At 67.3% G+C, this 15040-nt stretch carries 12 protein-coding genes; 8 read left to right on the top strand and 4 right to left on the bottom strand.

Annotated elements, in window-relative coordinates:
• Window positions 1-79: 79 nt before the first annotated feature.
• Together ACFWU5_RS28035 and ACFWU5_RS28040 are read left to right on the top strand one after the other, a co-directional pair.
• Window positions 80-1375, top strand: coding sequence for an alpha/beta hydrolase (locus ACFWU5_RS28035; protein ID WP_379269860.1), 1296 nt, complete (start codon window positions 80-82; stop codon window positions 1373-1375).
• Window positions 1376-1423: 48 nt separating this feature from the next.
• Entirely contained in the window at window positions 1424-2116 is a 693-nt protein-coding gene (locus ACFWU5_RS28040; RefSeq protein WP_379269861.1) for a TetR/AcrR family transcriptional regulator, read from the top strand.
• On the opposite strand, the gene ACFWU5_RS28045 is transcribed toward ACFWU5_RS28040, so the two are convergent.
• Together ACFWU5_RS28045 and ACFWU5_RS28050 are read right to left on the bottom strand one after the other, a co-directional pair.
• Window positions 2117-3574 carry a hypothetical protein gene (locus tag ACFWU5_RS28045; RefSeq protein WP_379269862.1) on the bottom strand — a complete coding sequence of 486 codons (1458 nt, stop codon included), beginning with the start codon at window positions 3572-3574 and terminating at the stop codon, window positions 2117-2119.
• Window positions 3574-4362 carry a crotonase/enoyl-CoA hydratase family protein gene (locus ACFWU5_RS28050; protein WP_379269863.1) on the bottom strand — a complete coding sequence of 263 codons (789 nt, stop codon included), beginning with the start codon at window positions 4360-4362 and terminating at the stop codon, window positions 3574-3576. The genes ACFWU5_RS28045 and ACFWU5_RS28050 overlap by 1 nt, the downstream gene beginning before the upstream one ends.
• Before the next feature lie 279 nt (window positions 4363-4641).
• On the opposite strand from ACFWU5_RS28050, the gene ACFWU5_RS28055 reads away from it, so the two are divergent.
• The 4 genes from ACFWU5_RS28055 to ACFWU5_RS28070 all read left to right on the top strand — a co-directional run bounded on the left by ACFWU5_RS28055 (window position 4642) and on the right by ACFWU5_RS28070 (window position 8418).
• Complete coding sequence (locus ACFWU5_RS28055) at window positions 4642-5247, top strand: TetR/AcrR family transcriptional regulator (protein ID WP_379269864.1); 606 nt, start codon at window positions 4642-4644, stop codon at window positions 5245-5247.
• 17 nt (window positions 5248-5264) lie between these two features.
• The gene (locus ACFWU5_RS28060) at window positions 5265-6884 is read left to right on the top strand and encodes an acyl-CoA dehydrogenase family protein (RefSeq protein ID WP_379269865.1); all 1620 of its coding nucleotides are present in this window, start codon (window positions 5265-5267) and stop codon (window positions 6882-6884) included.
• A 119-nt stretch (window positions 6885-7003) separates the two neighbouring features.
• Entirely contained in the window at window positions 7004-7669 is a 666-nt protein-coding gene (locus ACFWU5_RS28065; RefSeq protein ID WP_379269866.1) for a nucleoside/nucleotide kinase family protein, read from the top strand.
• A 182-nt stretch (window positions 7670-7851) separates the two neighbouring features.
• Entirely contained in the window at window positions 7852-8418 is a 567-nt protein-coding gene (locus tag ACFWU5_RS28070) for a potassium channel family protein (RefSeq protein WP_379239771.1), read from the top strand.
• Here the strand turns inward: ACFWU5_RS28070 and pgi are convergent.
• On the bottom strand, window positions 8387-10027 hold the full coding sequence (pgi, locus tag ACFWU5_RS28075; RefSeq protein WP_379269867.1) for a glucose-6-phosphate isomerase: 1641 nt from the start codon (window positions 10025-10027) through the stop codon (window positions 8387-8389). The two genes, ACFWU5_RS28070 and pgi, sit on opposite strands and share 32 nt — an antisense overlap.
• Before the next feature lie 78 nt (window positions 10028-10105).
• Here pgi and ACFWU5_RS28080 point away from each other — a divergent pair, with 78 nt between their 5' ends.
• A complete protein-coding gene (locus ACFWU5_RS28080; protein WP_379269868.1) occupies window positions 10106-11563 on the top strand; it encodes an NAD-dependent succinate-semialdehyde dehydrogenase in 1458 nt (485 codons plus the stop codon).
• A 124-nt stretch (window positions 11564-11687) separates the two neighbouring features.
• Here ACFWU5_RS28080 and ACFWU5_RS28085 read toward each other — a convergent pair whose 3' ends face one another.
• Window positions 11688-11981 (bottom strand): chorismate mutase, encoded by a 294-nt coding sequence (locus tag ACFWU5_RS28085; protein WP_056816138.1) that lies wholly within the window; start codon window positions 11979-11981, stop codon window positions 11688-11690.
• Between the two features lie 379 nt (window positions 11982-12360).
• Here ACFWU5_RS28085 and pcrA point away from each other — a divergent pair, with 379 nt between their 5' ends.
• Window positions 12361-14955 carry a DNA helicase PcrA gene (gene pcrA, locus ACFWU5_RS28090; protein WP_379269869.1) on the top strand — a complete coding sequence of 865 codons (2595 nt, stop codon included), beginning with the start codon at window positions 12361-12363 and terminating at the stop codon, window positions 14953-14955.
• The last annotated feature ends 85 nt before the right edge of the window (window positions 14956-15040 follow it).

Genomic DNA, 15040 nt, shown 5'->3' on the forward strand with positions numbered 1-15040 from the left:
ACCGTATGTCATCACGGCCGTATCGGGGCCGTGGTGCGGGCGCCGACGGCGGTCGAAGTGGCATCTGTGGAGGTCAGCGATGACGCGAATCACCGATCTGTCGTTGCTCACCGGATGGCTTCCGGTGACGTTGACGGTGCTGGGCGCCGTGGGTGCGCTGTGGTTGCTGTTTCCGCGCGTGCGGCGGTATGTCACCACGATCATGCCGATCGTGGTGTTGTCCGCGGCCGTGATCACTGTGGCGCTGTACCTGTTCGTCGAGGAGGTGTGGCGGCCGTTTCCCGATCCGATCGAGATCTCGGTGTACGCGCTGATCGGGATCGCCGTGGCCGCGTTGCTGCTGGTGGTGCCGCGGATTCTGGTGCGTCGCAGCATCGGGACCGGGGTGCTGACACTGCTGGCGGCGATCCTCGTGCTGGTCGCGGTGGGGGTGCGGATCAATGACGTGTACGCGTCGTATCCGACGGTGGGTTCGGCGTTCGGGGTGGAAGATGTCGAGCGGGTAGACGCCGGTGAGTTGAAGCCGGGGCAGGTGATCAGCGCGCGGCCGCTCGAGCCGGCGTGGCATCCGACCGGTGCGCTCCCGGAGACCGGGAAGGTGCTGACCGCGTCGATCCCGCCCACGGCGTCCGGGTTCACTGCCCGCGAAGCCCAAATCTATTTGCCGCCAGCATATTTCGTCGATCCGCGGCCGCTGCTGCCGGTACTGGTGTTGCTTGCCGGTGAGCCGGGCGCGCCACAGGACTGGTTCGTCGGTGGGGAGTTGGACGAGACCATGGACGCCTTCGCGCGTGAGCACTCCGGGCTCGCGCCGGTGGTCGTGGTCGCCGACGGGACCGGTTCCCAGTTGGCGAATCCGCTGTGCCTGGATTCCAAGCTCGGCAATGTGGCTACCTATCTGGCCGTCGACGTCCCCGCCTGGACCAAGGCGAACCTGCAGGTCGATCCCGATCCGCGCGCGTGGGCCGTGGGCGGGCTGTCCTACGGCGGGACCTGTTCGCTGCAACTGGCCACGAACTATCCCCAGGTCTACCCCACTTTCCTCGATATCTCCGGGCAGGACGAGCCCACGCTGGGCGACCGGCAGCGCACCGTCGACGCCGCGTTCGGCGGGGACACTGCGGCTCTGCTGCGGGTGAACCCGCTGGATCTGCTGCGGTCGCGGACGTACCCGGACTCTGCGGGCGCGTTCGTGGTGGGAGCCGACGACGCGATGTACCGACCGCAGGTGGAACGGATGTACCAGGCGGCCAAGGACGCGGGCATGGATGTGCGGTTACGGATTCTGCCGGGCGGGCACAATTTCGCGCTGTGGTCGGCGGCCTTGCGCGACCAGCTGCCGTGGTTGGCCACCCGGTTGGGTCTGGTGCCCTGACCGCGTCGGAACAGGTCGCGCCGAGCCGCCCGGAGTAGAGTTTCAGGCATGTCCGAGGCGAAAACCCCAGGTACGGACGTTGCTGGCGCGCTGACCGAAAAGCAGGTCGTGGCCGCCGCGCTCGCCATCCTCGACGCGGACGGGGTGGACGCACTCACCATCGACGCGGTCGCGAAACACCTGGGCGTCGACGCGGACGCGGTGCACGCGTGCACCGGCAGCCTGACCGACCTCGAACGCGCGGTGATCGAATACGTGCTGTCGTTCGTGGCGTTGGGGCCGCTCACCGACGACGGCGTGGATTGGACCGCGGCGGTGATCCAGTTCGCGCTCAGCCTGCGCGGGCGGCTGTTCGAACACCCGGCCGTCACGGCGCTGATCATGTCGGGGCCGATGGACAGCCCGTCGGCGGACGGACCGGTGGCACGCGATATCACCGAGTCGCTGTTCGTGTGCCTGGCCCGCGGCGGGCTGCCGACGCCGGTGCGCGCGCACGGGGTCTACGCGGTGTTCGTCTACGTGCTCGGCTCGATCGCGCTCGACATCGCCGAAACCGACGGAAAGCCACCGATGCCCATGGAATCCGATCGGATCGTGGCTCGCCGGAAGGCACTGCAAGACCTGGACCCGACCCGGTGGCCGCGCACCGCTGAACACTTGGAGGAGATCGCGGCGTGGACTTCGGTCGATCAGTTCGTGTGGGGGTTGCGGGTGTTGCTCATCGGGATGACGGCGGCCTGATCACCAGGGGTTCGGCTGTAAACCGGCTGTTGCGCAGGTCTTTTCGATGGCGGCTTGCAGGGTGTCGTTGTCTGCGGCGAGGCTGACCAGGGCGAGGGTGTAGGTGTCGCCTAGGTGGGAGAGGTAGCCCGAGAGTCTGGTGCGGGGGAAGACGGTCAGGCCGGGGTGGATCGCGCGGGCAGCTACTCGGGTGCAGTCGTGGGGGCCGATGGTGCTGATCGCGCCGGGGAGCGTGCCGATATTGGAGCACAGGATATCTCGTTCGCCCGCGCCTTTGCTGAGGGTGTAGGCCAGGCGGTCCGGGATGACCTGGAGGATTTGCTCGGGAAGGCCTGCGGGGCTGGACATTCGGCGTTGGTAGGCGGTGCGGGCCTTGTCGCGGATGGTCGCGGGGGTGTCGGTGTGGGTGATCGTGATTTCGGTCATCGCTAGGTCGTTGTCCACGCGGGGTTCGTCGCGTGTGTCCACGGGGAGGCTGGCGGTGATGATCGGATTTGGGAAACCGGTGTGCCAGAGGATGTTTGCGGTCAGGTAGATGAACAGGCTGTTCGGGGTTCCGTTGGCTGTGGACGCGGTGGTGTTCCAGTGGTGCGCATCGAAAGTTAGTACGGTCGAATGTAATTGGCGTCTGTCGGCATCTGTAAGTACACGCTGCCGGTCAGGCGTTCGCTGTGGGCGCCACCGGCGTGCGGCAGCGGCGGTGCCGGTGACGATGGTGGTCCACTGGGTGCGTGCGTCGGCCCAGTCCGAACTCGGGGGATTGTACGGTGCGCGCCTGGTTTCGAGCGGGTGCGGGGCGGTTCGCGATGTTGATGCGGTGGGATCCGGCGCGAGCGAATCGAGCGCGGCGGTGACGGCGTGAAGTAGGCCTCTGGCATCGGCCAGTGCATGTGAACATGTCAGCGCCACAACGGTTCCGCCGTCATCGAGGCGAGCGGCGGACAGGCGCCAGCCGGGGGAGTCCTGCGGGTCGAGATCGGTGCCGAGAGTGTCGGCCCAGGGCAGGATGTCGGACTCGGCCAGTGGGCCCGTAGTGCTACCGGGTTGACCGTCGCCCCAACGCGGGGCATCGACCTCGGTTATCGGGCCGACGCTGCTACCGGGTAGGCCTTCGGCCGAAGGCGGGATGCCGGACTCGGCCCGTAGGCCGGCGTCGCCACTGGGTGCTGCGATGAATTGAGTTGTGGGCCATTCCATTTCGCTGGAGAACGGCCGGTTCGGCAGGAAGTCGACGGGGTGGGCGCGTGTGTTGGGCACCCATGTGCGGCGCGCACCGGGGACCTTGGCGTCGATCACTCGGCGTCCGAGCTCTCCTTGTCGCAGGCGGTCGTGAATCGCCTGCAGGAGCGCGGGTTCCATCGCATCGGGCGTCCGCCACAGGCCCTGTAGGGCGATCGGGGTGCCCATGCCGCGGTGCGTGCGCAGGAAGATTTCGTCGACGACGGTGAGGCGGTTCATCAGGTGCTGCCGTGCCTGCCCGCGCCCGCGGCGAAGCGGGCGGCGCCGTCGAGTGCGCCGCCGGTCAGGGCGGTCATGCCGTGCCGGAATTCGATGCGCATGGCCTCTTGTTCGGGGTGGCCGTGCTGGTCGTAGAGGGCGGCGCGGTCGGTGCGCAGGCAGGTTTGTGGGAGCGCGGCGAGTTGGGTGGCTAGTTCCTCGGCGGCGCGGCGGGCGTCGCCGGTGGGGACAACGCGGGTGACGAGGCCCATCTGCAGCGCCTCGGGTGCGCTGACGGGTCGGCCGGTGAGGATCATGTCCATCGCCCGACCTTCGCCGACGATGCGCGGCAGACGCACCGTGCCACCGTCGATCAGCGGGACACCCCAGCGGCGGCAGAAAACGCCGAAAGTGGCTTCCTGCTCAGCGATTCGCAGATCGCACCACAGCGCGAGTTCCAGCCCACCCGCCACCGCGTACCCGGAGACGGCCGCGATCACCGGCTTGGACAGGCGCATCCTGGTCGGTCCCATCGGACCGTCGCCGTCCTCGGTCACCTGATTGCTGTTCTCGGTGCCCAGCGCCTTCAGATCGGCACCGGAACAGAACGTGCCGTGCTCCCCCCACAGCACCGCCACCGAGGAGGTGGGGTCGGCATCGAACGCACGAAACGCTTCCGCCAACGCACGAGCGGTCGGCCCGTCGACGGCATTGCGCGCGTGCGGGCGATTCAGGATCACCGTCGTCACCGGTCCCGCCCGCTCGACCCGCACGGCGGGCTCGCGACCCTCGCCAGGTTGAACGTTCAACTGACCTGCTCGAGGCTCCTCCGCCGGCAGACTGGGCCGCGCGCCCGCTGGCTGTTCTGCTGATGAACTGGGTCGCATGCCTGCTGGCTGTTCTGCTGATGAACCGGGTAGCACGCCCGCTGGTCCTTCGATGTCGTCGGCTGAGGGACCTGGTTGCCCACTGAATGGTCCTCGCCTGAACGGGACGGATTCATCAGCGGGTGCACCGGGGTCCATTCCTCGACACTACGGCCGTTGGGCCCTTGTGTGAAGAGGTGAATCGGTGGTTCACTTCTTCGTATGGTGTACCGCAGGACCCCGGCCGTGCAGGCTCGGCTCGACGCGCAACGGGCGCTGATCGTGCAGGGTGCCACCGCGGTGCTGTCGCGGGACGGGTTCGCCGGGCTGTCGATGGCCGCCGTCGCCGGCGAGGCGGGGATCGCGACCGGCACCGTGTACAAACAGTTCGCGAACAAGGCCGAGTTGGTCGCGGCGGTGTTCGACACGGTGGTGGCGCGCGAGGTCGACGCCGTGCGGGCCGCGGTGGCCGAGGGTGACGTGGTGCAGCGGGTCAGCGCGGCGGTGGAGACCTTCGCCGGGCGCGCGCTGAAGAACCCGAAGCTGGCGTATGTGCTGCTGGTAGAGCCGGTCGACGCCGCCGTCGACGCGCAACGCCTGCGGTTCCGGCGCGCGTTCGCCGCGTCGTTCGCATCCGCCATCGCGCACGGGGTGGGCGATGGCACGCTGCCCGCGCAGGACCCGAGCTTCAGCGCCGCCGCCCTCGTCGGCGCGATCGGGGAGGTGCTGGTCGGTCCGCTGGCCGCCGCCCCGCCCGCCGAGCGCGTGATCCCCGAACTGGTCGCTTTCGCCGTGCGTGCACTGGGTGTGCGTCCGGATACGTTGTAGGAGAAGGAGTTCCGGTCATGCCGACCCACGAAGTGTTCAACCAGGCACCCCCGCTGTTCCCCTTCGATGCCGCGCGCAACCCCGCGCTGTTGGAAGGCCTACACCGTGAAGGTGCGGGCTGGGCCGAGCCCGAAGTGCGCGAACTCGGTTTGCTCGCAGGCGGTGTCGAAGCGCAGGAGTGGGGCAGGCTCGCCAACGAGCACCCGCCGGTGCTGCACACCCACGACCGCTGGGGCAACCGCATCGACGAGGTCGAATTCCACCCGCACTGGCACGACCTGATGAATGTCGCTGTGGCACACGGGCTGCACGGTTCGCCGTGGCTGGACGAACGCCCCGGCGCGCACACCGCGCGCGCCGCCAAGTTCTTCACCTGGGGCACTGCCGACGCCGGACACATGTGCCCCATCTCGATGACCTACGCGGTGGTACCCGCACTGCGCCACAACCCCGAACTCGCTGCCCGCTTCGAACCGCTGTTGGGTTCGCGCACTTACGATTTCGGCCTGCGCGAACCGTCGACGAAGGCCGGTCTCATCGCCGGGATGTCGATGACCGAGAAGCAGGGCGGTTCGGATGTGCGGGCCAACACCACGACCGCCACCCCGCAACCCGACGGTTCGTACCGCATCGTCGGGCACAAGTGGTTCACCTCGGCGCCCATGTCGGACATGTTCCTCACCCTCGCCCAGGCCCCCGGCGGCCTGTCGTGTTTCCTGCTGCCGCGCGTGCTGCCCGACGGCACCCGCAACCCGATTCGCATCCAGCGCCTGAAAGACAAGCTGGGCAACAAGTCCAACGCGTCCTCGGAGATCGAATACGACAACGCCACCGGCTGGCTCGTCGGCGCCGAGGGGGCCGGAGTGAAGACCATCATCGAGATGGTCAACATGACCCGTCTCGACTGCGTGATCGGCTCAGCCACCGGGATGCGGATCGGCGCGGTCACCGCGATTCACCACGCCCGACATCGAGAAGCATTCGGCGCCAAGCTGATCGACCAACCGGCCATGCGCAATGTGCTCGCCGACCTGGTCGTCGAATCGGATGCCGCGACCACCGTGATGATGCGACTGGCCGGTGCCACCGACCGCGCGGGCAGTGACCCGGCCGAGGCGGCCCTGCGTCGGATCGCGCTGGCGATCACCAAGTACTGGGTGTGCAAGCGGGCTCCCACGCACGCCGCCGAAGCACTGGAGTGCTTGGGCGGCAACGGATATGCCGAGGAATCGGGGATGCCGCGGCTGTATCGGGAGGCGCCGCTGATGTCGATCTGGGAGGGGTCGGGCAATGTCGCGGCGCTGGATGCGTTGCGCGCCATGGGGCGTCAGCCCGAGACGGTCGAGGCCTACTTCGCGGAGGTGTCGCTCGCGCGCGGTGCCGATGCGCGCCTGGATGACGCGATCGACCGTGTCGGCAAGGAACTCACCGACCTGTCCGACATCCAATACCGCGCCCGACGGGTCGTGGAACTGATGGCGTTGGTGCTGCAGGGCGCGCAGTTGGTGCGGCACGGACACCCCGCCGTCGCGGACGCGTTCTGCGCGACACGCCTGGGCGGAGACTGGGGCATCGCTTTCGGTACCTTGCCTACCGGCGTGGACACCGGAGCCATCCTCGAACGCGGATTCGCCTGAGAGGTCCGGCCGGGCGACCCGCGAGCGCAGATTTGCGTGAAAGGTCCAGGTAGGGCCACCCGCGAGCGCGGATTCGCGTGGGAGGTCCAGCCAGATGGCTCCCTCGGTAGGGTGGGACGGTGACGTTGCCGAGTGGGGTGCTGTCGGTGCGCGAGCTGGCTCGGCTGGTGCCGGTGCGTGAGCAGCGGTTCCTGCTGGGGATCGCGGGTCCGCCGGGCGCCGGGAAATCGACGCTGGCGCAGCGGCTTTGCGACGAACTCGTCGAGGCGGGGCGGCCCGCGGTCGTCGCGCCGATGGACGGGTATCACCTGCGCAATGAGGTGCTGCGCTCCCGGAATGCGTTGGCACGCAAGGGCGAGCCGGACACTTTCGACGCGGCGGGCTTCGTAGCCGATCTACGGTTGCTGCGGGAGACTCCCGTCGGATCGCCGGTGCCGTGGCCACTGTTCGACCGGGCGATCGACGAACCCACCGACGCTGGCGTGGTGGTGTGCGAGGAACACATCGTCATCGTCGAGGGGAACTACCTGCTGCTCACCGATGCGCAAGCCCCCGGCTGGGCAAACGTACGCGGACTGCTCGACCAGTGCTGGTACCTGGACGCGCCGCGCAAGGTACTCACCCAGCGATTGCTGCACCGGCACACCGTCGGCGGGCGCACGCCGGACGAGGCGAGCGTCAAGGTCAACGACAGCGATCTGCGCAATGCCGACCTCATCGCCGCGAGCAGAAACCGCGCCGACCACGTTCTGACCGCCGAGGGCACAGGCTTCCGAGTGCACTGAGTCGCCGGTCGGGACGCGGGCAACCGGCGTAATCGCCCACTTCTCGCGGTTTCAGTCAGTTTTCTGATTAAAAGTGGCCCGATTGGGCGATTACGCCGGTTCGATCCCCGCCGGTACGTGACCTTCCCGCGCCTCGGCGCGTGTGCCATCGAAATCGGCGAACTCGGGGCAATCATGGACGGATGACGCGAGGTCGGCGGGTACCCGGGCATGTGATGCGCAACGGTGCGGCGGCGGTGTGCGCGGTGCTGCTGTATTACAGCGTGCCGGTGGGGTGGGTGTTCGAGCTGGACGCGTGGCCGGGGCGGTTGGCGGGGGTGCTGGTGTTCTTCGCCGGCGTGGTCGGGCTCGGGTGGCTGGTGTGGCGGCGGATCGAGCAGTTTCTGCGGGAGCCCGCGACCGCGGGTGGGCGGATCGACGGTGTGCTGCTGATCCTCTGCATCGTGGTCGTGGTGTTCGCGCTGTTCTACTTCCGGTTGCAGCAACTACGCCCGGAGCAGTTCACCGGGCTCGAAACCCGCACCGACGCCCTGTATTACACGCTGGTCACGCTCGCGACCATCGGCTACGGCGACGTGCACGCCATCGGTCAGACCGCGCGCATCGCGACCATGGTGCAGATCGTGTTCGACCTAGTGGTGCTAGGCACCTTGCTCACCATCATCACCACCAGCGTGACCGGCCGGATCCAAGCCGTGACCCGGGCCGCGGACCAGCTCAGCGGCGATGGGCCCGATACCACTCGATGAGTTCATCGGTGGACGAATCACCCACCGACACAGGCTTTTCCGGCCCACTCAGCAACGGCATCAGGGCAAGCGCCTGCTGCTTGCCCAACTCCACACCCCACTGGTCGAAACTGTCCACACCCCAGATGATGCCCTCGACGAACACCTGGTGCTCATACAGCGCGATCAGCTGACCCACCGTCGACGGCGTCAGCTCCGCCGCCAGGATCGTGGTGCTGGGTCGATTGCCCGGCATCACCTTGTGCGGCACCAGTTCTGGGTCAGTGCCCTCGGCGCGGATCTCCTCGGCGTTCTTGCCGAAGGCGAGCACCTTCGACTGCGCGAACAGGTTGCTCATCAAGATGTCCTGCATACTGCCGGTGCCGTCGCGGGTCGGCAGGTCGTCGGTGGACCTGGCGAAGCCGAGGAAATCGGCGGGGATCAGGCGGGTGCCCTGGTGCAGCAACTGGTAGAAGGCATGCTGGCCGTTGGTGCCCGGTTCGCCCCAGAAGATCTCGCCGGTCGACGAGGTGACCGGGGTGCCGTCCGCGCGTACCGACTTGCCGTTGGACTCCATCGTCAATTGCTGTAGATAGGCCGGGAATCGGGCCATATCGTTCGAATAGGGCAGCACCACACGGGATTCCGCGCCGAAGAAGTTCGAGTACCAGATGCCCAGCATCGCCAGCAGCACCGGCGCGTTCTCTTCCAGTGGCGCGGTCGCGAAATGCTTGTCTATGGCGTGCATTCCGCTGAGGAACTGCGCGAACTGCTCCTTGCCGATGGTGATCATCACCGACAGGCCGATGGCCGAATCCACCGAGTAGCGCCCGCCCACCCAGTCCCAGAAGCCGAACATGTTCGCGATATCTATGCCGAACGCGGCCACCCGTTCCGCGTTCGTCGACACCGCCACGAAATGCTTGGCCACCGCGTCCTCGCCCAGCGCGGCCACCAACCAGCGGCGCGCGGCGGTGGCGTTGGTCAGGGTCTCCAGGGTGGAGAAGGTCTTGGACGCGACGACGAACAGGGTGGTCGCGGGGTCGAGGCCGGCGAGCTTGGCGACCAGGTCGCAGGGGTCCACGTTCGACACGAACCGGGCCTCGATGCCCGCGTCGACATAGTGGCGCAGCGCGCGATACACCATGTCGGGGCCCAGATCCGAGCCGCCGATCCCGATATTGACCACGGTCTCGATGCGTTCGCCGGTCGCGCCGCGCCACGCGCCGGAGCGCACGGAATCGGCGAATTCGCCCATCCGGCGCAGCACGTCGTGGACCTCGGCGTCGGCGTCGGCGCCGTCGATGCACAGCTGATCGCCCACCGGCAGACGCAACGCGATATGGCCGACCGCGCGGTCCTCGGAGGTGTTGATGTGCTGGCCCGAGTACATCGCGTCGCGCCGCTGCGGCACTCCCGCGGTGCGCGCGAGATCGATGAGCAGGCGCAAGGTTTCGCGGGTTACGCGGTGTTTGCTGTAGTCGATGTGCAAGTCGGCCACCTGCAGCGTCAGCTCGCGGCCGCGCTCGGGGTCGTCGGCGAACAACTGCCGTAGATGCAGGGGCGCAACGGCGCGGTGATTGTTGTGCAGTGCCTGCCAGGCCGAAGACTCGGTGATGTCGCTGCTCACGACCCGAAGGGTACAGGCTTGTGGCCAACTCTTTCGTGTTCGGTGCGTTCGTTGGGGTGGCGGTCGTAGGGTGGCGGGATGGTGTCTGAACGTGACGTACTCGAGTCTGTGCCCCAGGGTTTGTGGATCGGTTCCGGGCCGGTTCCCGCCAGTGGGGGTGGGACTTTCGCTGTGCGCAATCCGGCCGATGGTTCGGTGATCGCGCAGGTTGCCGACGCGACTCCCGAGGACGCGATGCGGGCGTTGGACACGGCCGTTGCCGCGGCCGCCGACTGGGCCGCGACGCCTTCGCGGGAGCGGGGGGAGATTCTGCGGACGGTGTTCGAGCAGTTGACCGCGCGGGCCGAGGAATTCGCGCTGCTGATGACGCTGGAAATGGGCAAGGCGCTGTCGGAGAGCCGCAACGAGGTGCGCTACGGCGCGGAGTTCTTTCGCTGGAACAGCGAGGAGGCGGTGCGCATTCACGGGCGGTATCTGAACGCGCCGTCGGGGGCCGGGCGGATCATGGTCGCCAAGCAGCCGGTGGGGCCGTGTCTGGCGATCACGCCGTGGAACTTCCCGCTGGCCATGGGCACCCGCAAGATCGGGCCCGCGCTGGCGGCGGGGTGCACGATGATCGTCAAGCCCGCCTCGGCCACGCCGTTGACCATGCTGGCGTTGGCGAAACTGTGTAGCGAGGCCGGTCTGCCCGACGGGGTGCTCTCGGTGGTCACCACCCAGCGTTCGGGGGCTGTCACCGGCCCGCTGATCGACGATCCGCGACTGCGCAAACTCACCTTCACCGGGTCCACCGAGGTCGGCAAGAAACTGGTCGCGGCGTCGGCGAATCGGTTGCTGCGCACGTCGATGGAACTGGGCGGCAACGCGCCGTTCGTCGTGTTCGACGACGCCGATATCGACGCCGCCGTGGCCGGGGCGATGCAGGCGAAACTGCGCAACGGCGGGGAGGCGTGCACCGCGGCCAACCGCTTCTATGTGCAGCGCGGGGTGGTCGCGGAGTTCACCGAGAAGTTCGTGGCGGCGATGTCGGACACGGTGGTGATGGGGGCGGGTACCGATCCGGCGACGACGCTGGGTCCGCTGGTCAGCGAGGATCAGCGGGAGATCGTCAGCGAGCTGGTCGACGATGCTGTCGCGGTGGGGGCGCGGGTGCTGATCGGTGGCAAGGTGCCCGGTGGTCCCGGGTGGTTCTATCCGGCCACGATCCTGGCCGATGTGCCGTCGAACGCTCGGATTCTGCACGAGGAAGTTTTCGGGCCGGTCGCGCCGATTGTCGCGTTCGATACCGAGGACGAAGGTGTGGCCGCCGCCAACGACACCGAGTACGGGCTGGTCAGCTACGTGTTCACGCGGGATCTGGATCGTGCGCTGCGGATCTCCGAGGCGATGGAAACCGGCATGGTCGGCGTGAACCGGGGTGTGATTTCTGACCCGGCCGCGCCGTTCGGCGGTGTCAAGGAATCAGGATTCGGTCGCGAGGGCGGTACCGAGGGCATCGAGGAGTACCTGAACACCAAGTACATCGCACTGACCTGAACCCAGCCGAAAAAAATAACCGCCCCGGGGATGATGTCGCACCCGGGGCGGCTTTGTGGAAGCGGCGAACTGGCTGGTCCGCCGCATGGTTCAGTGACGCCGTAGCGTCTGGGTGGGGGCCGGTTCAGCGGCCGAGGCGACCGCGGCCGAGGCGCAGCAGCAGCATCGCGAGCGTGTGGCCCTCCTGGCCCAGCTCGCTGAAGCGCTCGAGCACCTTCATCTCACGGCTGTGGACCAGGCGCGTACCGCCGGAGGCCATCCGGGTGCGGCCGATGATCCGGGAGATCTCGCTGCGGCGTTTGATCGCGGCGAGGATCGTGGCATCGAGTTGGTCGATCTCGAGGCGAAGCTTGTCGATCTCGGCCTCGGATTGCGGCAGAGCCGAATCGGAGCCGGTGGTCGTAGCTGGCGTGCTCATCATTCATCTCCTCGTGTCAGAACTTGGATCGGTCAAACCGAACGGCCTGTTACCCGATCTGTTCCGTCACTCTGAAACTTTCCCGATGGGCGGTACTGGATCCCCCCGGGAGTTCACAATTGGTCGTGCTCGACGCCACGATAACGGATCGGCAGCCGATCCGGGCATGCGGAGAAGCGCTGACCACCTGGCCCAGTCTGCCACGATCGGGTAGGGAGGCAAAACAGTTCTGTTTGTGAATTCGCTGAGAACGTTCACCGAGACCGGGCGGAGTGGTGCTGTGGTGGTTCACCAGTCGTTTGCCGGGGCGTCGCTGCCCGGTCACCGTCGCGGCAGTGGTTCGCAGCTTGTCGGTGCCCGCCGGTAGCGTGGACAGACGATGGATATCACGGTCGCTCCCCACGCCTCAGCCGCCGATCCCAGCGAACCAGCGCACCCGCCGAGCGGCGCCGCGCTACCGCCAAAGGTCGGTGGTGGCACCGGCGTGTCCGGGTTAGCTGCGGCGGCCGCGCGCAACAGCGCCGACCAGGCACAGCGCGTCCAGGAACAGGCACAGCGCCGCCAGGAACGCGAGCAACAACGCGACGCGGAGATCGAGAAACTGCTCGACGGGCTCAACCCGCAGCAGCGCGCCGCGGTCGTGCACGCGGGCGGCCCTCTGTTGATCGTGGCGGGCGCGGGTTCGGGCAAGACCGCGGTGCTCACCCGACGCATCGCCTACCTGCTGGCGGCGCGCGGGGTGCGCACCGGTGAGATCTTGGCCATCACCTTCACCAACAAGGCCGCCGCCGAGATGCGCGAACGCGTCGCCGGACTCGTCGGTCCGCGCGCGGCCAGCATGTGGGTGTCGACATTCCATTCCAGCTGTGTGCGCATTCTGCGGATGCAGGCCGCGCTGCTGCCCGGTCTGAATTCGAATTTCTCCATCTACGACGCCGATGATTCGCGCCGATTGCTCACCATGATCAGCCGCGATTTCGAGATCGACACGAAGAAATACACCGCGCGGTTGCTGTCGACGGCCATTTCCAATTTGAAGAACGAACTGATCTCCCCGGAAAAGGCCGCGGCCGACGCCGAACCCGACGACACCGAACTGCCCGCGCTGGTGGCCAGGGTCTACGCGGAATATCAGCGACGGCTGCGCTCGGCCAATGCGATGGACTTCGACGATCTCATCGGTGAGACGGTCGCGCTGCTGCAGAACCACCCGCAGGTGGCCGAGTACTACCGGCGCCGGTTCCGGCACGTGCTCGTCGACGAGTACCAGGACACCAACCACGCGCAGTACGCGCTGGTCCGCGAGCTGGTCGGGCACCACAGCGAGCCGGCTGAGTCGGCGATCGAGGCGAGCGAGCTGTGTGTGGTCGGTGACGCCGATCAGTCGATCTACGCGTTCCGTGGCGCCACGATTCGCAATATCGAAGAGTTCGAACGGGACTTCCCCGACGCGGAAACGATTCTGCTGGAACAGAACTACCGGTCCACCCAGCACATTCTGTCCGCCGCGAACGCGGTGATCGCGCGCAATGAGGGCAGGCGCGAGAAGAAGCTGTGGACCGATTCCGGTGAAGGCGAACTGATCACCGGGTACGTCGCCGACAACGAACACGACGAGGCCTCGTTCGTCGCCAAGGAAATCGACCGGCTCGTGGACGCGGGCGACGCCAACTACAGCGACGTGGCGGTGTTCTACCGCACCAACAACAATTCGCGTGCGCTGGAAGAGATCTTCATCCGCATGGGCCTGCCGTACAAGATCGTCGGCGGGGTGCGGTTCTACGAGCGCAAAGAAGTGCGTGACGTGGTGGCCTATCTTCGGGTGCTGGAAAATCCCGAGGACGCGGTGAGCGTGCGGCGCATTCTCAACACGCCGCGGCGCGGGATCGGCGATCGGGCCGAGGCCTGTGTGGCGGTGCACGCCGATCAGCGCGGGATCGGATTCGCGGCGGCGTTGCGGGATGCGGCCGACGGCAAAGTCGCGTTGCTGAATACCCGTGCGCAGCGCGCGATCGCGGGATTCCTCGACCTGCTCGACGAGATTCGGATCGCCGGTCAGCGGGCCGACAGCGACTACCCCGATGTGGGCAATGTGGTCGACGCGGTGCTCGAGCGCACCGGATATCGGGGTGAACTGGAAGCCTCCGATGACCCGCAGGACGGGGCGCGGCTGGACAACCTCAACGAATTGGTCAGTGTCGCACGCGAATTCAGTTCCGAGGCGTTCAACAATGCCGAAGCTGCCCGTGAGGAAGGGTTCGTGCCCGAGGTCGGCGACGGCGAGCCCGAGCCGGGGTCGCTTGCCGCGTTCCTCGAACGGGTTTCGCTGGTCGCCGATACCGATCAGATCCCGGACGAGGGGTCGGGTGTGGTCACGATGATGACGCTGCACACCGCCAAGGGGTTGGAGTTCCCGGTGGTGTTCGTGACCGGGTGGGAGGACGGGCAGTTCCCGCATATGCGGGCGTTGGGTGACCCGAACGAGCTGGCCGAGGAACGTCGACTGGCCTATGTGGGGATCACGCGGGCTCGTCAGCGGCTCTATCTGTCGCGCGCGGTGGTGCGTTCGGGGTGGGGGCAGCCGGTGTCGAATCCGGAATCGCGGTTTCTGCAGGAGATTCCGCAGCATCTGCTGGACTGGCGGCGGTTGGAGCCGGTGCGGTCGGCGGGGCGGCGTCGCGGGGAGGACAGTGGGTTCGATCGGGATTGGACCAGTGGTAGCGGGTGGGATCAGCGGCCCGGTGTGCGTGGCGGATCCGGGGAACGTCGGCCGGCTCCCGGTGGGGCTGTCAAGCGCAACAACACCGAACTCGTTCTGGCGGTGGGGGATCGGGTCACCGATGACAAGTACGGGCTGGGACGGGTTGTTGCCGCGGACGGTGCCGGGCCGATGGCTACGGTGACCATCGACTTCGGGTCCGCGGGCAAGATTCGGTTGATTCCGCAGTTCAGCCGGACGATTGTGAAGTTGTAGGGCAAAGCCTCCGGGTTTGGTGGTCCCAGGGGGTTTGAGGCTGTGTTTTTGGAGCGCTGGCGCGCTCGAGCGCGGCCCCTGGGGG

This window comes from Nocardia sp. NPDC058640 (assembly GCF_042716995.1).
GTDB lineage: Bacteria > Actinomycetota > Actinomycetes > Mycobacteriales > Mycobacteriaceae > Nocardia.